Source organism: Thalassolituus sp. (assembly GCF_984348125.1).
Map to the genome: position 1 here is coordinate 293,109 of NZ_CFHJLR010000001.1, position 18,272 is coordinate 311,380.

At 52.9% G+C, this 18,272-nt stretch carries 20 protein-coding genes and 2 tRNA genes; 13 read left to right on the forward strand and 9 right to left on the reverse strand.

All coding sequences use genetic code 11. From position 1 onward, the window contains the following. Positions 1-123: 123 nt before the first annotated feature. Together AC5E51_RS01325 and AC5E51_RS01330 are read left to right on the forward strand one after the other, a co-directional pair. A complete protein-coding gene (locus AC5E51_RS01325; protein ID WP_301377980.1) occupies positions 124-1,014 on the forward strand; it encodes an NAD(P)-dependent oxidoreductase in 891 nt (296 codons plus the stop codon). Continuing rightward, positions 1,011-1,790, forward strand: a complete 780-nt coding sequence (locus tag AC5E51_RS01330) for a hydroxypyruvate isomerase family protein (RefSeq protein ID WP_491777981.1) — start codon at positions 1,011-1,013, stop codon at positions 1,788-1,790. Before AC5E51_RS01325 ends, AC5E51_RS01330 begins: the two co-directional genes overlap by 4 nt. On the opposite strand, the gene AC5E51_RS01335 is transcribed toward AC5E51_RS01330, so the two are convergent. The 3 genes from AC5E51_RS01335 to AC5E51_RS01345 all read right to left on the reverse strand — a co-directional run bounded on the left by AC5E51_RS01335 (position 1,772) and on the right by AC5E51_RS01345 (position 3,759). Then, the gene (locus AC5E51_RS01335; protein WP_491777982.1) at positions 1,772-2,206 is read right to left on the reverse strand and encodes a DUF1289 domain-containing protein; all 435 of its coding nucleotides are present in this window, start codon (positions 2,204-2,206) and stop codon (positions 1,772-1,774) included. The genes AC5E51_RS01330 and AC5E51_RS01335 overlap by 19 nt on opposite strands. Positions 2,207-2,315: 109 nt before the next feature. Further along, positions 2,316-2,528, reverse strand: coding sequence for a cold-shock protein (locus tag AC5E51_RS01340; RefSeq protein ID WP_068435608.1), 213 nt, complete (start codon positions 2,526-2,528; stop codon positions 2,316-2,318). Positions 2,529-2,790: 262 nt separating this feature from the next. Then, positions 2,791-3,759, reverse strand: coding sequence for a bile acid:sodium symporter family protein (locus tag AC5E51_RS01345; protein ID WP_491777983.1), 969 nt, complete (start codon positions 3,757-3,759; stop codon positions 2,791-2,793). Between the two features lie 129 nt (positions 3,760-3,888). Here AC5E51_RS01345 and AC5E51_RS01350 point away from each other — a divergent pair, with 129 nt between their 5' ends. Continuing rightward, entirely contained in the window at positions 3,889-4,500 is a 612-nt protein-coding gene (locus tag AC5E51_RS01350; protein WP_076513947.1) for a flavin reductase family protein, read from the forward strand. A gap of 64 nt (positions 4,501-4,564) precedes the next feature. Here the strand turns inward: AC5E51_RS01350 and feoB are convergent, their stop codons facing one another. Both feoB and AC5E51_RS01360 read right to left on the reverse strand, forming a co-directional pair. Continuing rightward, the gene (feoB, locus tag AC5E51_RS01355) at positions 4,565-6,865 is read right to left on the reverse strand and encodes a Fe(2+) transporter permease subunit FeoB (RefSeq protein ID WP_491777984.1); all 2,301 of its coding nucleotides are present in this window, start codon (positions 6,863-6,865) and stop codon (positions 4,565-4,567) included. Continuing rightward, on the reverse strand, positions 6,862-7,098 hold the full coding sequence (locus tag AC5E51_RS01360; protein ID WP_068442247.1) for a FeoA family protein: 237 nt from the start codon (positions 7,096-7,098) through the stop codon (positions 6,862-6,864). Before AC5E51_RS01360 ends, feoB begins: the two co-directional genes overlap by 4 nt. Before the next feature lie 258 nt (positions 7,099-7,356). On the opposite strand from AC5E51_RS01360, the gene AC5E51_RS01365 reads away from it, so the two are divergent. Beyond that, positions 7,357-7,821, forward strand: a complete 465-nt coding sequence (locus AC5E51_RS01365) for a hypothetical protein (protein WP_068442244.1) — start codon at positions 7,357-7,359, stop codon at positions 7,819-7,821. Positions 7,822-7,908: 87 nt separating this feature from the next. On the opposite strand, the gene AC5E51_RS01370 is transcribed toward AC5E51_RS01365, so the two are convergent. From AC5E51_RS01370 to AC5E51_RS01380, 3 genes are all read right to left on the reverse strand, one after another. Beyond that, entirely contained in the window at positions 7,909-9,837 is a 1,929-nt protein-coding gene (locus AC5E51_RS01370) for a VacB/RNase II family 3'-5' exoribonuclease (protein ID WP_297533203.1), read from the reverse strand. Positions 9,838-9,934: 97 nt separating this feature from the next. After that, positions 9,935-10,579: a class I SAM-dependent methyltransferase gene (locus AC5E51_RS01375; RefSeq protein WP_068442240.1), complete on the reverse strand. Its 645-nt coding sequence runs from the start codon at positions 10,577-10,579 to the stop codon at positions 9,935-9,937. After that, on the reverse strand, positions 10,572-11,333 hold the full coding sequence (locus AC5E51_RS01380) for an MBL fold metallo-hydrolase (protein WP_491777985.1): 762 nt from the start codon (positions 11,331-11,333) through the stop codon (positions 10,572-10,574). Before AC5E51_RS01380 ends, AC5E51_RS01375 begins: the two co-directional genes overlap by 8 nt. 34 nt (positions 11,334-11,367) lie before the next feature. On the opposite strand from AC5E51_RS01380, the gene msrA reads away from it, so the two are divergent. The 7 genes from msrA to AC5E51_RS01415 all read left to right on the forward strand — a co-directional run bounded on the left by msrA (position 11,368) and on the right by AC5E51_RS01415 (position 16,519). Beyond that, a complete protein-coding gene (gene msrA, locus AC5E51_RS01385) occupies positions 11,368-12,003 on the forward strand; it encodes a peptide-methionine (S)-S-oxide reductase MsrA (protein WP_488045583.1) in 636 nt (211 codons plus the stop codon). Between the two features lie 10 nt (positions 12,004-12,013). Beyond that, a complete protein-coding gene (locus AC5E51_RS01390; RefSeq protein ID WP_491777986.1) occupies positions 12,014-12,862 on the forward strand; it encodes a TatD family hydrolase in 849 nt (282 codons plus the stop codon). Positions 12,863-13,025: 163 nt separating this feature from the next. Then, entirely contained in the window at positions 13,026-13,634 is a 609-nt protein-coding gene (locus AC5E51_RS01395) for a Yip1 family protein (RefSeq protein WP_068442231.1), read from the forward strand. 86 nt (positions 13,635-13,720) lie between these two features. Continuing rightward, positions 13,721-14,779: a murein transglycosylase domain-containing protein gene (locus AC5E51_RS01400; RefSeq protein WP_301388798.1), complete on the forward strand. Its 1,059-nt coding sequence runs from the start codon at positions 13,721-13,723 to the stop codon at positions 14,777-14,779. Beyond that, a complete protein-coding gene (locus AC5E51_RS01405) occupies positions 14,766-15,449 on the forward strand; it encodes a class I SAM-dependent methyltransferase (protein ID WP_068442229.1) in 684 nt (227 codons plus the stop codon). Before AC5E51_RS01400 ends, AC5E51_RS01405 begins: the two co-directional genes overlap by 14 nt. Positions 15,450-15,466: 17 nt before the next feature. Further along, positions 15,467-16,009, forward strand: coding sequence for a hypothetical protein (locus AC5E51_RS01410; protein WP_068442226.1), 543 nt, complete (start codon positions 15,467-15,469; stop codon positions 16,007-16,009). Between the two features lie 54 nt (positions 16,010-16,063). Next, positions 16,064-16,519, forward strand: coding sequence for a hypothetical protein (locus AC5E51_RS01415; RefSeq protein ID WP_491777987.1), 456 nt, complete (start codon positions 16,064-16,066; stop codon positions 16,517-16,519). Here the strand turns inward: AC5E51_RS01415 and AC5E51_RS01420 are convergent, their stop codons facing one another. Next, positions 16,520-17,575 (reverse strand): AraC family transcriptional regulator, encoded by a 1,056-nt coding sequence (locus tag AC5E51_RS01420; protein WP_297533197.1) that lies wholly within the window; start codon positions 17,573-17,575, stop codon positions 16,520-16,522. Positions 17,576-17,807: 232 nt separating this feature from the next. Between AC5E51_RS01420 and AC5E51_RS01425 the strand changes: the two genes are divergently transcribed. Next, positions 17,808-17,884, forward strand: a tRNA-Met gene (locus AC5E51_RS01425). Between the two features lie 94 nt (positions 17,885-17,978). Further along, a tRNA-Met gene (locus AC5E51_RS01430) sits at positions 17,979-18,055 on the forward strand. Positions 18,056-18,272 lie beyond the last annotated feature (217 nt).

Sequence of the window (18,272 nt, forward strand, 5' to 3'; positions counted from 1 at the left end):
TCCTCTCGAGTAACTGCTGATAAGCATAGGCGAGGCTCCAAAATCTGCTTGTGATTCAACCGTTAACTTTCGTTAATGGTAAACTTCGGGGCCTCAAATACGCACCGGATCTGGAGAGTCGACATGCAGTCAAAACGTATTGGATTTATCGGTATGGGCCTGATGGGAGTGCCTATGAGCCTCCGGCTACATCGGGCGGGCTTCAGTGTTTCTGTCTGGAATCGCAGTCCGGATAAGTCCAAGCCACTGAAAGAGCATGGCGTACGGGTATGTGAACACTTACATGAGCTGATTTCAGGCTCCGACATCCTGATGACTTGTGTAACAGACACAAGTGCGGTGCGCGCCATTGTCGAAGGGCCCGGTGGAATAACAGAGCAAGGTCGTGATAGTCAGGTACTGATTGATTTTTCCAGCATCGACCCACAGGCGACTCGTGAATTGGCAGAGGCTCTGCTCAGTAAAACGGGTATCCGTTGGATAGACGCACCTGTCTCCGGCGGCGTTGCGGGTGCCGAGCAGGGCACACTGGCGATTATGGCAGGCGGTGACGCCGCGTTGATCGATAGTATGCGTCCTATACTCGAGCCTTTGTCACAGCGCGTCACGCACATGGGACCAACGGGGTCCGGGCAAGTCACTAAAATCTGCAACCAGATGATCGTCAGCTGTAATGTGCTGGTTATGGCCGAAGTTATGGCACTGGCTGAAAAGTCCGGCGTTGATGCGAAGCAGATACCCGAAGCATTGAAGGGCGGCTTCGCTGACTCTATCCCTCTTCAGTTGACCGGCCCACGGATGGCAGAGCGTGATTTTGATCCGGTAAAGTGGCATGTGAAAACACTGCTGAAAGATCTGGATATGGCAAACGCATTAGCGAAAGATTCCGCCAGCGCTGTACCTATGGCGGGGCAGGCGGCTGAGTTGATGCGTCTGCATGCTACGCAGGGCAGTGCTGAGCGCGACCCTTGTACCCTGATCGAAATGTACAGCAGCAAGGACGAAGAGGCATGAAGCTGACGGCGAACCTTTCACTGCTCTACACAGAGCTACCTATGCTGGAGCGCTTTTCCGCTGCGGCTGAGGATGGCTTTACGGCGGTAGAAATCCAGTTTCCTTACGACACGCCAGCGGATGAACTCCGCATAGCGCTCGATGACACAGGCCTTGAGTGTGTGCTGATTAATATTCCCGCCGGTGACCTGATGTCAGGCGGAAAAGGCCTGGCTTGTGTTGCTGGTCGTGAAGCTGATTTCGAAGCGGCATTGGCCGAGTGTCTTGAATATGTGCGGGTGTTGCGCCCTCGTTGCGTTAATGTGCTGGCGGGGCGGGCAGCAGACGAGGACAGGGTGACTGCTTTAGAGGTATTGCGCATCAACGTCCAAAAGGCGGTAACACAGCTGGCGCCATTGGGAGTTCAGGTGACTCTTGAGGCGATCAATACTTTTGATATGCCGGACTTTCTTATCTCTTCTTTTGATGACATGAGACGCTTTACCGAAAGTAGTGACGCGGATATCAGAATGCAGTTTGATATCTACCACATGGCGAGAATGGGGGAGCCGGTGGAATCTCTGCTGACGACCTATGGCGCTCAGTTGGGTCATATCCAGTTTGCGGATGTACCAGGCCGGCACGAACCAGGGTCTGGTGAACTGAACTTTGAGCGGCTGTTTGCCGCAGCGGAGCAATCTGGTTATCAGGGCTGGTATGGTGCTGAATACAGACCGGAAGGTGCTACTTCCGCAGGACTTGGCTGGATGAAAAAGTATCAGAACAGGTCGAACTGATCGTCTTTGCTGGCGCGTGGGGGAATCGGGTCAGGCTGTGGAGGTGGTTCTGCCAATGGCGCCTTCGATTCTGCCGTCTGGTCTTCGCTTTCGTTGGCGATAACTTCAGCGGCTTTCTGTGCTTTTTGGGCATTCTCCTGCGCGATCTTCTCAGACAGAGTATCTGCCAGAAACAGGTCGAGCTGGGAAATATCTGTTTCTTCTTCGGTAACTTCTTCGCCGGGGCCCGCCAATATTTTCAGGCGACGTTTCTCACAAAGATTAATAATGAGCTGTTGCTGAAAAGGCGTGAATTCATTCCAGTGGAAACGTTCTTTGCGGGAACGCAGGCAGCCTTTGCAATAACCCTTGTTATTGGCTGTGCAGACACCCCGACATGGGTTAGGAATTGTGAAGAGTTCACCCTGATCTAACATAAACAGACTTGTCTTTGTTTTGTCACAGAGTACCAGCATTTGGGCTGGTGTCGAGCGGGAAGCTCTGGGGAGGAAAATGCGGGCCCGGAATCAGACCGGGCCACAGCAATTATTCGGCAGGAGTTACGTTTTCTGCCTGAGGACCTTTCTGACCCTGAACCACTTCCATGGTTACGGCCTGGCCTTCTTCCAGTGAACGACGGCCATTGCCGTTGATTGCACTGTAGTGAACGAAAACGTCTTTTCCGGAATCCTGAGCGATAAAGCCGAAGCCTTTCTCGTCATTGAACCATTTGACTGTGCCTTGAACTAAATTTGCCATACTTTTTTCCTGAGATATTGTGCTGACTACATCAGCGGACTTGCTATGTTACGGCATTAGTCAATCACTGGCCGGGGCTTCCGGAAGGTCTTTCTATAATGCCCTTATCGACCAAGATGCTTCATAAGTTCATATGCTGCACTCGTCAATCGGCCTCCCCAAAACGAGAGACGCGGTCATAGTATCCCAAGATTCCGTGCATACCAAGCGCTTACTGAGGAAATATCCCGTGGTAACAGGGCCTCTTTGTATAACTTTTGTATTAATTGTCGTCTTTGCTCAAAGCGCGTTGGATCTGACGTTCAGTCCGCCATTTCCAGAAGGCTGCCAGAACAGCACCAGCGATATTCTGCCAGACGCTGAATAGAGCGCCGGGTAGGGCAGTCAGAGGGCTGAAGAAGCTGTTGGCCAATGCGACGCCGAGCCCTGAGTTTTGCATCCCTACTTCCAGTGCAATGGTCCGCGCTTCGACTTCGGTGTTACCGTTCCAGCGCGCGATGCCATAACCCGCGAGTAAACCAATCAGGTTGTGAAGAACAACGGCCAGAATCAGCGAGTGACTTATTACCGCCAGTTCATCAGCATTGCTGGCAACGATCACTGCAATGATCAACAGAATGGCTCCGGTCGCGAGTGCCGGCAGATATTGGCTGACGCTTTTCTGAATGGCAGGTAGCCAGCGATTAACCAGAACACCGGCGCCCACGGGGAGAACAACGATCTTAGCGATCATCAGCAGCATGCCGACGGTGTCGATATCAATGATACCGCTGTGAGTAAGCTCTTCTGTATAGCCACGCCCGTAAAATGCAATCAGAAACGGCGTCAGGAATACGCCCCATAGGGTGGATGCCGTGGTCATGGTGACAGAAAGTGCGACATCGCCCTTGGCGAGAAACGTCATAACATTGGATGCTGTGCCACCGGCGCATGCGCCAACGATGATAAGCCCAACAGCGACTTCCGCGGGCAATGCAAAGAGAAGTGCGAGTCCCCAGGCGATGAGAGGCATTAGTCCAAACTGTAGAATGATCCCGAGGGCGACAGGCTGAGGCTTTTGCCAGATACGTCTGAAGTCGCTGAAGCGCAGCGTTAGCCCCATAGAGAACATAATGATGGTCAGAAGCGGTACAATGGCGCCGGTCAGCCCAAGCAATGGCTCAGGACTTTGCCAGGCCAGAAGACTCACGATAACAGCCAGAAATGGAAAAGCGCGCTCGGCATTAAGCATAGTAATGTCTCCGGTATCAGGTGGGCGGTTATATCGGTAATTGTGTACAGGTGCAAGAGCGCCTCCAGCCTCGAACCTGAGCGCTGCGACAGAAAATTTTTTAACTTTCGGTGTTCCTAAGGAGCTATTTTGGATATTCAGTTCAGCGATAAAACCCCGGTAGAGCGTTACCACTTACTGGTGCAGTCAGTGATCCCACGTCCGATTGCATGGATATTGACTGCCGAGGAAGACGGCGGTCTGAATCTGGCTCCGTATTCTTTTTTCGCGCCTGTATGCTCGGCGCCACCGACTCTTGTCGTCTCCATTGGTCAGAAGTCCGCAGGGACTGAAAAAGACAGTTACCGCAATCTCAAACGCTCGGGCTGGTGCGTCGTTAATATTGCCGATGCCAGTCAGGTGGATTCGTTAAATATGAGTTCAGCAACACTGGCTGCAGGTGTCAGCGAAACCAGCAGTTTCGATATTCCGGTTGAGCCGCAGGAAAACTGGCCGCTTCCGCGGGTCGCCGCGGCTCCTGTTGCTTTTCTCTGTCGCTACCAGCAGCAAGTTGATCTTGGCGCCGGGCCTCAGCATGTTGTCTTTCTTGAGATTGAGAGAATGTTTATTGATGAAGGTGTGGCTGCCGACGTCGATGGGCGTCTCAAGCTGGATTCTGAGTTGCTGAATCCTCTGGCGCGGTTGGGCGGGGCTGATTACGCTGCCCTTGGTGAGCGAATGGTTCGTCCGCGCCCGGAGTGAAACTGCAATTAGAAAATGTGTGGCTACAAGCAAAAACGCCGGATTAATAATCCGGCGTTTTTGTTTAATCGACCTGAGTAAGCGGGATCATCCGAGCATCCCGTGCCTTACCGTAGGCTCGCATCCGCCACAAGCAGAGGGCAATGAAAGCTACGCATCCGGCAATCCAGCTTACCGCAGTTGCTGGCGTACTGCCAAGCTGTCCCAGTTGGTAAACGATGACGGCCGTTGTATATGCCAGGCCGGTGCTCCAGCCAGTCACAAACAGCATCCAACGCATGCCTGATTCACGTGCCATCGCCCCGAGGGTGGCTACGCATGGCGTATACAGCAGTACGAACACCAGATATGAAAAGGCGGCCCACTGGCTAACAAACAGCACTTCCATGGTATTGAAGGTCGCATCCTGAACGCCTTGCTCTTCACCCTGATCTGCGCCGATAAGAGAAAGGCCCAGAGGGTCGAGCAGCGCGTCAGCAAGGCCGGCAAGATTATCAGGAATGGTCATTGTCGCTTCCGCCAGACCGCCCCAAAGGTCGTATTCTGTAGCCTCTGCTTCAGCAGGCGAATAAAGCGCATCCAGTGTACCGACGACGGCTTCTTTGGCGAAAATGCCTGTGATAATACCGACGGTTGCAGGCCAGTTATCTTCCTGTACACCGAGCGGGGTAAAGGCTGGTGTGACTGTGCGGGCGATGCTGGACAGTATTGATTTGTCACTGTCTTCATTACCGAAGCTACCGTCAGTACCGAAAGAATTCAGGAAGCTGAGGATGACAACCACAGTGACGATCGTTTTACCCGCGCGCAGAGTAAATGAGCGCAGACGCTCCCAGGTTTTCAGCAGAACGCCTTTCACCGTTGGAATATGGTACGCCGGGAGTTCCATAACAAACGGCGTCAGCTCGGGTTTAAAGAGGGTATTTTTCAGTGCAACGCCGGTCAGCATTGCCATCACAATCCCCAGAATGTAGAGGCCGAAGACCATCAAGGCTCCATTTTCGCTGAAGAAGGCCGCAGCGAAGAGGGCGTAAACGCTCAGGCGGGCACCACATGACATAAAGGGTGCCATCGCAATCGTCAGCAGGCGGTCTTTCTCGGTATCCATAGTGCGCGCAGCCATCACCGCCGGTACGTTGCAGCCGAAACCCACGATCAGAGGAACAAAGGATTTTCCGGGCAGGCCTACGCTGCGCATCAGCCGGTCCATAACAAAAGCGGCGCGCGCCATGTAACCGGAGTCTTCGATGACAGAAAGGAAGAGATAGAGCCCGGCAATCACGGGGATAAAGGTAGCTACTAGCTGGATACCACCGCCGAGGCCGTCGGCGATCAGGGTCGATAACCACTGCGGCGCGCCGATGCTGTCCATGATTTCGTGAGTACCATCAACGAACACAGTCGCAAAGGCGATATCAAAAAAGTCGATAAAAGCTCCGCCCAAATTAATAGCGAACAGGAACATCAGATACATCATGAAGAAGAAGAAGGGGATGCCAAGCCAGCGGTTGAGAACCCAGGCATCAATTTTTTCAGTGATTGATCTACCCTGGCTACGGATCGTGAGGGCATCTCTGAGAAGTACTTCAATGCTTCTGTAACGGCAGTTGGCAATCAGCACGTCGATAGGCTGTGCGTGAGCTTCTTCGAGCTTAGCTCTGAGTTCGGAAGCCAGCTGTGCCGTTTTTTGGCGGATCTCGCTGTCGAGAGGCTGTAATGAATAGACATCACACTCAAGCGCTCGAAGAGCAGTCCAGAATGGGTTCGTCACGTGCCCTTGCAATTGCGCCTGAAGTTCATCAATGGCGACATCCAGATCTTTATCCGGTCGTACCATCGGAGTTGCGACCGTCGGATGTTCAAGCTTATGGGCGATGGTGCGGCAGAGCTCCGGAACCCCGACATTGTCTGAGGCAACGATTGGCACAACAGGGACACCTAAGCGTTGCGACAGGACCTGACAGTCGACGTGAATACCTTCGCGCTCGGCAACGTCGATCATGTTGACTGCGCAAACCACAGGCACGCCCATGTCGAGCAATTGTGACGTCAGAAACAGATTGCGGTGCAGGTTAGTGGCATCAAGAATATTGATAATCAGGTCAGCTTCGCCGCTCAGAGCAAATTCCCGGGCGATTTTTTCGTCCGTCGAAAGCTCTTCATCATGACTGTCGAGAGCGTAAGTGCCGGGCAGGTCGACAAGCGTATGCTGGCCGTTGCGAAGGGTGAGTACACCTTCTTTTCGGTCGACGGTTACGCCGGGCCAGTTACCCACTTTCTGACGTGAGCCTGTCAGCGCGTTAAAAAGAGTGGTCTTACCGCAGTTCGGGTTACCGATGACACCGATGGTCGCGCGTTGAGTCAAAGTAGATCTACCTCAATGATGGCTGCTTCTTGTTTTCGCAGGCTGACAGATGCACCACGTAACTGAATCTGAATAGGATCGCCGAGTGGCGCCAGGCGCATAACCTGAACTTCAGCGCCGGGCATGACACCCAGCGCGAGGAGTTTTCGCCGAAAGTTGGTTTCAACGGCCGAGAAACCTGTGATCGTGGCTTTGGCGCCGACGCTTGCCTGATCCAGTGTGGTACGGGTCATGAATTCTGATCTCGGGAAATGGTGCTTAATGATAATTCTTATCATTAGTGTAAGCAAGCCGGAGCCTGATGTCCTCAAAGCAGACAAGACTTTACAGAGCGGAATATAGAAATACTACTTCGCGAATATTTTAATATATTTGCCTTAAACCATTTATTCGGTAATATGGCGCACCCTATATATCAGCGGGCATATATATCCAATATGTCTGCAAACGATAGAGCACCCCTATAATATCTTTTAATCAGAGGTTACCGCGTGTCTGTATTTGATCAGGACATTGATAAAAAAATTCGTCAGCACCAACAGCAGATTGCTGAACTGGAGCAGTTGAAGAAAGATCAGGAAAAAAAGATCGAAGGACTGAAAGAGTTTGATGTAGCGATCAAGCGTTTGTGCAACCAGAACGCTCTGACTGAAGACGAGCTGTATGTTTCCCGCTCTGAGCAGATTGAAGCCTGGTTGGTGGGTATGGCAAAAAGCGAATCGCCATCGTCTATTTATAACAACCTGAAGCGTCACTTCGAGAAGACGCTGAATCGCGAAGCGAAGAAAGGCGACAAGAAAGCGTCTTCACTGCCTAAGCCTAAATTGGCTGTAGGTACATATCGCAATCCAGCGACTCAGGAAAAAGTCGAAAAGATTAAGCGTAACCCTCGTCAGCTTGATCAGTGGATTGACGAGCACGGTATTCAGATTGTCCGCACCTGGAAAATTGACTGAGCACCGTCGTTAAATAAAAAAAGGGCACCTTATTCAAGGTGCCCTTGTTTTATTGGCGCTTTATTGAGAGGCGCTGTATTTATCGCCTTATGCTATCCGTAAACGCAGTGCACGTTTGCTCATATCAATTTCCTGCACTTCGACTTTCATTGCCTGGCCAAGAACAAAGCGCGCTTTGTCGTTGCTGTGAACAATGGTTTTGCTGTCGAATTTCCAGCCACCTTTGGTTTTGCGGCGGTCGATGACACCGTCGATGCCAGAGCTATTCAGGCGTACTGTAATCGAGCTGCTGTTCATATGAACAATGGTCGCATCGTAGAGTGTGCCTTCTTCCTGACGGTTCAACCATTCAAGTTTCAGCCACTGCTCCGACAGGTTAGAGGCCATACGTGCGCGATTCTGACGGTCCTGGATGTTACTAAGCTGTTCATCAGTAAACGCAGGCGGCGTTTCGTTATTCAGAAGTGCACGGACAGTACGGTGAATCAGCAGGTCATTGTACTTGCGCAGCGGTGAAGTGAAGGTGGTGTAGCAGCTGAAGCCGAGCCCCATGTGAGGGGAGCCTTCGCGGCCAAATACACTGCGGTCCATCTGGCGACTCAGAATTGTACGCAGAGGCAGGTCAGTTTCTGCTGTGGTGGCTTGCTGCAGTAACTTAACGTAGCTTTCGAGTGTTGTGAGGTCTGGCTTTTGCTCGAGGCCCAGTTGTTCTTTTAACAAAGCAGCGGCTTCGCCGAGACGCTCGGTACGGATACCGCTCTGCTGAATAAACATACCGGCGTTCTGGCTACGGAGCCACTCGGCAACGCTACGGTTACAGACCAGCATGCACTCTTCGACCAGCTTGTGCGCAGCATTGCGCTCGATGCGTACAATCTCATCGACTTTACCTTGCTCGTTGAGCACAAGCTTGTAGTCAGGGCGGTCTTCCATCACCAGACAATTAGCCTGGCGCCACTGGTTCAGTGCGCGGGCGCAATCTGCGAGGTGCAGTACGGGACCGTGCAGTTCGGCTGGAATGTCATCACAGCCGCTGTCGATCAGTTGAGCAACCTGAGAGTAGGTAAGTTTGGCCTTGCTCTCGATGATCGCGCTATGCAGCTTGGTTTCTTTTACACCCGCGTCAGCATCGAGGCGAAGCTCTGCAACCATCGCCAGACGTTTTTCTCCGGCCTGCAGTGAGCTGAAGTTTTCAGACAGCTCAGTTGGCAGCATAGGTACGACGCTGTCAGCAAAATATGCTGATGTCGCACGTTTCGCTGCTGCGTCTTCCAGAGCCGAACCTGCCTGAATCAATGCATCAGGATCGGCAATCGCCACCCATAGTGTCCAGCCATCGCTGTGAGCTTCTGCAAACAGAGCATCATCGATATCGCGTGTGCCTGCGGAATCGATCGTGACGAAAGGCAGGTGAGTGAGGTCGGTGCGTTCAGCGGCCTGGGTCTCAATCTGGCTGGCATCAATCTCATTGACGGCCTTCACTACTTCTTCACTGAATTCGTTATCGAGACCAAAGCGAGCCTGCATAAAGAGACGTTCGATATTAGGCGTTGTCTCTTTCCCTATGATCGTATCGATGCGTGCCTGGGCTTTTCCCTTAGGGAAGGGATGGCGGGTCAGTGTCGCTGAAACGAAATCGCCGTCTTCAGCGTTCAGGCGATCCTGTGGGGGAACAAAGATCCAGCGGTTCAGTTTGTCGTGGTCCGGGTCAATAAAGTGACCTTTGCCGCGGACAATATAGCGACCACAGAAGGTTTTAAGTTCCGATTCGAGCAGCTTTTCAATGATCGCCTGCTCTTTATCATCGCCAGCCGGTTCGACACGGAAGTCGATGGTATCGCCCGGTAAGACTTTTTCCATTTCGTCGGGGGAAAGGAAATAGCTCTTCCCTTCATCGGTGCCGACAAAGCCGAACCGACCGTGGCTTCCACGCACCAGGCCTTTATAGCGAGGGGTGTTATCGTGGATTTCCTGCTTCAGTTGTTTCAGCTGCGTAAGTGCGTTCTTATCAAGCATCCGGAGGGACTCTGGTCTCAAAAAGCGGCAAGTTTACTGGAATTGTGTCCGGGCTTCGAGTACTCGTCGCCTTCTGATCCGGATCTCAGAGTTTCACTTATGCACGATAGAGTGTGACGCGGCGGAATTCGTCTAATTCATCCAGATCAGGAACGGTAAAAGAGTCGAAGGCCGAAACAGATCGGTAGGGTGGAAAGTCGAAGTTTCTGATCCGGGAATCGGCAACTAGCACGGAGGGTGCCTTTTCTCTGAAGACATCAAGAAATGCCAGATTTGCGCGATCATAAAGTACATCGGCAGCGATCAGCAGGTCAGCATCTTCTTCCAGCGTGAATATATCGTCATGCAGTTCAATCGTCACCTGATTGAGTTTTGCGTTGATCGCGCAGGATTCCAGGGCATCCGGGTCAATGTCGCAGGCGATAACCCGTTCAGCACCGACCATGGCGCAGGCAATGGCAACCACGCCGGAACCTGCGCCAAAATCGATGACGGTTTTATTGCGCACCCATTCTGGGTTATCGAGAATGGCCCGGGCGAGAACCTGACCACTGGCCCAGCAGAAAGCCCAATAGGCTGGGTAAGCCTGAATCTGTAAAATTTCTTCCTGAGTAAAGGCTCGTCTCATGGATTCGGGTTCAACTAACCACAGAGATATCTCCGGGCATTGGGGCAACTGTTGGGCAGTGACCTGTGCCTCCGAATGCATTTTCTGAATGAGTTTGTTGAGCTGATCACTCATGGCCAGCTCGCTCCGGGCGAAGGTTGATCGTTTGTCCGGGGCGGGCTATCTGATACCCGGCTTTGCTCAATTCGGCCCCTGCAGATTCATCAGCGTAATGGTATAGCGTCAGGCGTTGACAGATATCCGGGCGGTATTCCCGGGCGAGATCAGCGAGCCCGGTATGAGAGGGGTTGGGGTCAACACCGCAGTCGTGGAACAGCTTTTCTTCGGTGCTGACCACGTGATGAAGTAGTTCAGGCACGGGGCGGGTATCTCCGCTGTAGAAAAAGACGCCGGGCAACTGCAGTGCAAAGCTGGAACCGGGGCCGTGATGGCGTGTCGGATAAATACGGAAGTCTTCCTCGCCATAGCGGAAAGCATCGGAGACCGGACGTAATTGAAATGACTGCCAGAAGTCGTGGTCTCCTTCGGCCATCTGCCCCGGGTAAGTGGCCAGCCGCTGATGCAGCAGAGTAATCAATGATACGGGAACAAACAGTGGAATGAGGGGCGCATTCCTGAGGCGCGCCCGTACCGTGAGAATTTCAAGGTCAGCAATATGATCGAGGTGGCAATGCGTCAGAAATATTGCTGATGGTAACTGCCCGTTATAGTGTTCGGCATAGGTGTTCAGAGTGCCGGGGCCGCAGTCAATTAACAGCAGTGGGCTGCCGTTTTTTTCCAGTACGGCAGCCGATGAGCCCACCGACAGGTTGCCACCGCTGCCTGTACCGGTGAAGAATAGTGAATATGATACGGAGTTCCGGGTCATGATACTCAGCCAGTTTTTCAGGAGGTTATCGCTGATGTGGCGTCCGAAGTTAATGCAGATACCAACAGCACTGGAGGCTTTGCCGGGGCGGAAAGAAGCTATACCGGTCGAGCCTGAACATTTTGTTAATGGTCGTAATATTACCGGGCATTGTCCACCGGGCCTGAAAGAAATTATCGTCGGAATGGGCTGTTTCTGGGGTGCTGAGCGACTTTTCTGGCAGTTGCCGGGGGTGGAAGTCACCTCTGTTGGTTATGGCGGAGGTCATACCCGCAACCCGACGTATGATGAAGTGTGCTCTGGCCATACAGGGCATGCCGAGCTGGTAAGAATCTGGTTTGATCCTGCGGTAATACCCCTGGAAGCCATTCTTAAAGTCTTCTGGGAAAATCACGATCCTACTCAAGGCATGAGACAGGGTAATGACGTGGGTACGCAGTACCGCTCAGCACTTTACACGGACAGTGATGATGATCTTGAAATTGCGAAGGCAAGCCGTGACAAGTACCAGCAATCACTGAGCGCTGCGAGCTACCCTGAGATCACCACTGAGCTGCGCTCGAACGTACGCTATTTTCTCGCAGAAACGTATCATCAGCAGTATCTGGCGAAGAATCCGAACGGCTATTGCGGCTTAGCGGGCTGTTCTGTCGGTTTTCCAGAGGCGTGAATATCAGCGCATGAAATCAGCCGGAGAAGCTTCACTGCAATGGTTTGATGCTCACTGCCATTTCGACTTCGAGGTGTATGAAGGCCGTCGGGAAGGCGACTGGGCGCAGGCGAGTGCTGCAGGCGTTGCGGGTGTCATGATTCCCGGTGTCAGTCGCGCTCTGACAGAAGCTTTGATGAAAAGACCGTCGCAAGGCTGGAATCAGCATTGTCTCGCAGGTCTGCACCCATACTGGTGTCATGAACACCACTCCTCTGATCTCACCTTTCTTGAGCAGGCGCTTAAGCAATTGAAGTCAGCAGCCGTTGGTGAGGCAGGGCTGGATGTTCATCTGGCCAAGTCAGGTCAGGTAGCTATGGAAACTCAGTGGCAATGGCTGCAGCCGCAAGTCGAGCTGGCGGAACACTTGCGGTTGCCACTGGTATTGCATGTCCGGGGAATGCACGACGAGCTCTGGTCATTTCTGCGTCGCCGGAGCTTCTCGTATGGCGGCCTGGTGCATGCGTTTTCTGGTAGTGAGCAGCAAGGGCGCCGCTGGCATGAGCTGGGCTTCGCTCTCGGAGTGGGAGGGGCCATGACACACCCTCGTGCGCAGCGCCTGAGACGCACGCTTACGGCCTTGCCCTCTGAGGCTCTGCTACTCGAGACCGATTCGCCAGATATGCTTCCCGCATTCCTGGGTGGTCGGGTCAATGTTCCGGCGATGATTCCGCTTTACGGTGCCATCTTAGCGAGGTTGCGCAACATGGACTCCTTGTCTGAAATTGCCCAGATTCAGCAGCAGAATCTGTACCGGATTTTTCCTTTGCTTGCGGTAAATTCGTCTGAAAACTCAGCTTTTAATAGTCTTAAGGACTGACAATCCGACCGAATGAAAGGGGCTGAAAAGATCCCTTGCTGGGCATGTTTCAGAGGCGTAGCTTGGTTCGCCCGGTCTCTGAAATACGCCCGGATTAGTCCCCGGACCAGACTTCAGTAAAGAGGCCTTAACCAACGCCGCGAACCCGTCAGGGAGGGTTGTTATGTTCTCCAATCACATGTTCGGTCTGTTGTACGATGCGCGCCGCGAGTGGCGCGAAATCAGCCGTGAACCCGAAGAAACCATTACTCAGGTCTACGTTAAACACGCGCTACTGCTGGCGATGATCCCGCCTTTTGCTCTGTTCACAGGAACAACCCAGATGGGCTGGAGCTTTGCAGGGCAGGATCTGGTATTCCTCAGTATCGGCAGTGCTGCAGCGATTGCAGTGGCATTCTATATCAGCCTCTTGCTGGGGCTGGCTTTGATGTCATTTATTATCCACTCTCTCGAGCATGCCTTTGGCACAACCACCAGCTACGAGCGATGCCTGCTACTGACGGTCTATACCGCAACGCCGATGTTTCTTGCCGGTGCAGCTGGATTCTTTCCTGTGTTCTGGTTCGACGCCATCGTTGTCGGTATTGCCGCAATGTATAGCCTCCATCTGCTGTTTACCGGTGTTCCTGTGTTTATGGACATCCCTGAAAGTAAGGGCGCTATGTTCTCTTTCATGGTTATGACAGCAGGCATGTGTATGTTGGTTGGAGGTATGGCGATCACTGTCATCCTCTGGGGGCTGGGAATGAGCCCTCAGTATATTTTGAGCTGAGTTCCTGCCGCTGAATTATCCGTTTATCGCTTTCGCCTGAAAGCGGTTACACTGCTTGCTGATGTTTTGATTAGTGGCAGTGTGACGTGCGTTTTTTCGCCTGTATTTTTTGCAGTGTGCTGGTGGTTGCAGCGCCTGTTCTGGCCAATGAGCTTCCTTCTGATTTTGATGAAATGCCAGCGGACCTGCAGACGGTTCTGCTGGATTTTCTGTCACCGGATCAGGCTGAAATCTGGGGTGAGGATGCACGCCAGTCGGGCACACACACGCTCGTCCGTTATCTGGATGACTACCACACTCAGGTCGAGGTCGATTTTGCCGGTGGTCAGGTACGTGTAGAAACCCGGGGCGGGGACGAACCGCTGCAGCAGTTGCGCCAGGCAATTGTGAGTATCCTTCTTACCCCTGCCGACCCTCGGCTTGTAGACCTCTATACCGCAGCTGATTTTGGTCTCACTGGCACTCCTTTTCTTTTAGGTCAGGTCTTAGATCAGGAAGGCAAAGAAGTCGGTACACAATGGCGGGCACAACGGTTTGCCGATTATCTGATTCGCCAGAAAGTGAATAAGACAGGGCGCGGTTATCGGGTTCAGATCTCCATGGTGCGCCAGCATGAGGTGGTCGCAGCACGCGGTGTTGCCGAGCAGGTTCGATTCGCTGCGCAGAGATACCAGATCTCTCCCGCACTGATCTACGCAGTGATCGAAACAGAAAGCAGTTTTAACCCATTCGCGGTTTCACATGCTGGCGCGTTTGGTTTGATGCAGGTTATGCCCCGTACCGCCGGCCGGGATGTTATGCAGAAAATCTATCGTCGCGACACGGTGCCGGGGCGCTCCTTTCTGATGGATACCAACAACAATATTGATTTCGGTACGGCCTATCTCTCCATTCTGCGGGATAACTATCTGCGTGGTATTGAGGATCCGGTAGCGCGCGAGTACTGTATGATCGCAGCTTATAACGGCGGTGCCGGGCAGCTGCTGAAAAGTTTTCACCGGGACCGCAAAGAAGCGATGCGGCGTATTAATCGCCTATCTGCAGCGAAGGTTTATCAGCATATTGTCAGACGCCATCCAAAGGCAGAAACCCGCAACTACCTGAAAAAAGTCACTGAGAGAAAACGCAAATATGCCTCCCTCTGAAAACACCCCTTTTGCGCGTGAGCTGGAACAGCTGACTGCGTCTCTGGCCTTGCCGGGCGCACGTTTGTCCCGGCGTTGGCTGGATAACGAACTGCTGGCGCTGTGGCTGTTAGAGGTTGATGATCATCTCAGTCTTGATACTCAGGCGATTGGCCGTTTCTGGCAGCGTTTGCCCTTCTGGGCCTTCGCATGGGCAGGTGGGCGAGCACTGGCCAGCTACATCGCCAACAATCACCATCTTGTTGAAGGGAAGCGCGTTCTCGACTTTGGTTGCGGCTCCGGCATCGCCGGAATAGCCGCGGGCATGGCCGGAGCCAGTGAAGTCTGGGTTGCCGATCTGGACCCTAATGCCTTGATGGCGACCCGGGTGAATGCCGCATTGAACGGAATTGATGTGCACGTGGTCTCAAACGGAGAGGACTGGCCTGAAGTCGATGTCGTGCTGGCGGCGGATGTTCTGTACGATATTTCGAGCAGCGACGATCTTCGCGCGCTGACTTTATCTGTCCCGGAATGGTTGCTGGCAGAGTCGGAAAAAGTAGCGCCGGATTTTGTCGATCTTCAGTGCCTGGACTCAATCGTAACATCGACGTTACCTATGATTGGTGATTTCGATGAAGAGGTTCAGATTGGCATTTATTGTCGGAACCACCAGGTAATACTTAATTGATACTAAGGATAAAAAGAATGCGATTTTTTACTCTTCTGGCGGCGTTAACACTCACTGTGCCGGCGTATGCTGAACTTACTAAAAGTCAGGTAGAGCGCTGGGTGGCAAGCCTTGAACCCGTGCAACACTGGATTGAAGAGAATCAGGATAAGGTCAACAAACAGGATCTTATGAAGCCCGGTAAAGGCGGAATGTCAGATATGTTCGACAACGCCCTGACTGAGCTGGAGAAGGCCGGTATTGCGGATGACTTTGAGTCTGTCGTAAAGAAGCAGGGCTATGATTCCTCAGAAGCCTGGGCGGATGACTCAGGTGAGATTACGCTGGCGTACCTGGCAACCACCATGGAAGGGAAGATTCCAAGCCGCGCAGCAATTGAAAAGCAGCTGAGTCAGGTCGATGCCAGCCCGCTGCCTGCCGCGCAGAAAAACATGATGCGTAACATGCTTGAAGGCACGTTGTCGATGATCAGCGAAGTTGAAAATGTACCCGCAGGCGACAAAGCACTGATTCAGCCCTATATTAAAAAGATTGAACAACAATTTGGTCACGCGCACTGAAGGACGGGGCGTGGATACTGACCGGAGATATTTCGATCAGATAAGGGGCTGCTGATGAGCTATCGGACCGTAGGTGACATTCTTGAGTTCAGCGAAGGGCTGCATCGACACGCTTCTGCTTTGTACGAGCGGTTGCGTGACGACACCCAGCGTGAGTGCGTGGATATGATGCTTAAGTTGCTTGCTGATCACGAGCAGCGCCTGGCAACCGCACTTGAACGTTACCGCGACGGAAACAAAGCAGCAATACTCAGCGAATGGCACCAGTTTGAAGCGGCGGACGTCGCCGACATAGTGATGGATGCAAGAGAGCTACACATGGATATCAGCGTCACTGAACTGGTTCAGCTGGCGTTAAAAGTGGACGATTATCTGATTTCGGCGTATCAGCAACTCGCGGCCGATGCATCATCGGCCGAAGTCAGAGCACTGTTTGAGGATCTTGCCAATCTTGAGCAGGCAGAAAAGATCAGCGCCGTGCGAGCGGCGCTGTCCGTTGATGACTGGTAATCAGTCGGCATTCTCTTCTTCAAGCACCTGAGCAGTGCCCGCTAATTGTTGACGGCGATAGGCGGCAGGGGTAACTCCAGTCCACTGTTTGAACGCTCGTTCAAAACCTCGACGGTCAGAAAAGCCCAGGTCCAGTGCCAGCTGCTGTACATCCGTGCGTGCGGACTTTAATGCCACTTTCGCTTTTTCGAGGCGAACCTCGCGAACCAGGGTCGAGAACTGACAGCCTTCTTCCTGTAAACGGCGGGTCAGAGTACGGCTACTGGTGCTCAGTAGTTCAGCCACGGCATCTTTTGTCATCGGCACAGTTTCAGGCCACTGATACAGAATGTGCATCACTCTCTGGCTGAAAGTCTTGAGGTTACTGAACCTCGCAAGTGCTTGCTCAGCCTCACTCCGTAGCATTGAAAACAGCTGTGGATTCGCATACGCGAGCGGGCTGTCGAGATGCTTACTGGAAAAGCTTACCCAGTTCTCCGCCTGATTGTATTGCACAGGCACATCAAAGAACCGCTGCAGACGATCTTTATGCTGAGGCGGTGGGTGCCGGAATCCGAGACCCTGTATCTGATAGTAGCTTCCACCGATCGCCTGGCCAGCCGTATGGATGCCCGATGCGATAAATTCAGAGCGCGTCTGGCTACCAAAAGGCGTACCCTCGGTGACGTAGAACACGATTTTGATGGAGTCCTGGCCGATAAAGAAGTCGGGTGCCCGGCTATCACTGATAAGGGCGTAATAACGGCGTAATACCGCTAAAGCTTCTCTGCCGGTCTGGCAGCTACTGATCAGGAACCCCAGCAGGTAAAAGCTCGGCATTTCCAGGCGTTGGCCCGCGGACAGTCCAATCGCTGGATCGTCGAGGAGGCGGGATGCCTGCTCGAGTAACTGATCAAAATGGTTGATCGAAATACGCTGTGTTGCACTGGTGACTGATGGTGCGTCCAGACCCAGGGAACCCAGCAATTCTCTGCTGGAGATGCCTTTGCTCTCCAGTAGGCGCAACAGAGGCTGCAACGCCGCCGTCGTCATAGTATTGGCTGGACTAGTGCTCATAGGGTTCAGAATGTCTTTTTATTTTTCTTATTTTTGTCGGTGCCGATGCAACCTACCTGAAGTGGCGCATCTGACCCGACTTTGAAAGTGTAAGTTATCACCAACCCGCGATTGCACCAATAGCCATTGAACAAAAAATCACCGATTTGTCATAATTTTCCTGTCTCTGGCACCATTTGTGTCATCGGTGTTGACACGTGATGGCACCGGGCGTAATATGCGCAGCCTCTGTCGCGGGGTGGAGCAGCCTGGTAGCTCGTCGGGCTCATAACCCGAAGGTCGTCGGTTCGAATCCGGCCCCCGCAACCAACAGACTTAATATTGTCATCAGGACATTTTCAGATTGTTGGTTACAGCAACTCAAACCTTACTGCTCATGAGTTGCGTATTTGTCAGAGTTTGTCGCGGGGTGGAGCAGCCTGGTAGCTCGTCGGGCTCATAACCCGAAGGTCGTCGGTTCGAATCCGGCCCCCGCAACCAACAATTAAGCCAGCCAGCGAGCTGGTTTTTTTGTGCCTCAAATATACTGTGGATGCCGACCTTGCGGTCGTCGAGCTAGGCGCCCCCGTATCGAATCCGGCCCCCGCAACCAACAATTAAGCCAGCCAGTGAGCTGGTTTTTTTGTGCCTTAAATATACTGCGGATGCCGACCTTGCGGTCGTCGAGCTAGGCGCCCCCGTATCGAATCCGGCCCCC

What these genes read in the sequence shown, in the direction of transcription:
- AC5E51_RS01370 (WP_297533203.1), bottom strand. Translation starts at nt 9,837, where the DNA reads ATGCTTGATAAGAACGCACTTACGCAGCTGAAACAACTGAAGCAGGAA.
- AC5E51_RS01410 (WP_068442226.1), top strand. Translation starts at nt 15,467, where the DNA reads ATGCGATTTTTTACTCTTCTGGCGGCGTTAACACTCACTGTGCCGGCG.
- AC5E51_RS01340 (WP_068435608.1), bottom strand. Translation starts at nt 2,528, where the DNA reads ATGGCAAATTTAGTTCAAGGCACAGTCAAATGGTTCAATGACGAGAAA.
- msrA (WP_488045583.1), top strand. Translation starts at nt 11,368, where the DNA reads ATGTGGCGTCCGAAGTTAATGCAGATACCAACAGCACTGGAGGCTTTG.
- AC5E51_RS01415 (WP_491777987.1), top strand. Translation starts at nt 16,064, where the DNA reads ATGAGCTATCGGACCGTAGGTGACATTCTTGAGTTCAGCGAAGGGCTG.
- AC5E51_RS01375 (WP_068442240.1), bottom strand. Translation starts at nt 10,579, where the DNA reads ATGAGTGATCAGCTCAACAAACTCATTCAGAAAATGCATTCGGAGGCA.
- AC5E51_RS01325 (WP_301377980.1), top strand. Translation starts at nt 124, where the DNA reads ATGCAGTCAAAACGTATTGGATTTATCGGTATGGGCCTGATGGGAGTG.
- AC5E51_RS01380 (WP_491777985.1), bottom strand. Translation starts at nt 11,333, where the DNA reads ATGACCCGGAACTCCGTATCATATTCACTATTCTTCACCGGTACAGGC.
- AC5E51_RS01405 (WP_068442229.1), top strand. Translation starts at nt 14,766, where the DNA reads ATGCCTCCCTCTGAAAACACCCCTTTTGCGCGTGAGCTGGAACAGCTG.
- AC5E51_RS01420 (WP_297533197.1), bottom strand. Translation starts at nt 17,575, where the DNA reads ATGAGCACTAGTCCAGCCAATACTATGACGACGGCGGCGTTGCAGCCT.
- AC5E51_RS01330 (WP_491777981.1), top strand. Translation starts at nt 1,011, where the DNA reads ATGAAGCTGACGGCGAACCTTTCACTGCTCTACACAGAGCTACCTATG.
- AC5E51_RS01390 (WP_491777986.1), top strand. Translation starts at nt 12,014, where the DNA reads ATGAAATCAGCCGGAGAAGCTTCACTGCAATGGTTTGATGCTCACTGC.
- AC5E51_RS01345 (WP_491777983.1), bottom strand. Translation starts at nt 3,759, where the DNA reads ATGCTTAATGCCGAGCGCGCTTTTCCATTTCTGGCTGTTATCGTGAGT.
- AC5E51_RS01335 (WP_491777982.1), bottom strand. Translation starts at nt 2,206, where the DNA reads ATGTTAGATCAGGGTGAACTCTTCACAATTCCTAACCCATGTCGGGGT.
- AC5E51_RS01360 (WP_068442247.1), bottom strand. Translation starts at nt 7,098, where the DNA reads ATGACCCGTACCACACTGGATCAGGCAAGCGTCGGCGCCAAAGCCACG.
- AC5E51_RS01395 (WP_068442231.1), top strand. Translation starts at nt 13,026, where the DNA reads ATGTTCTCCAATCACATGTTCGGTCTGTTGTACGATGCGCGCCGCGAG.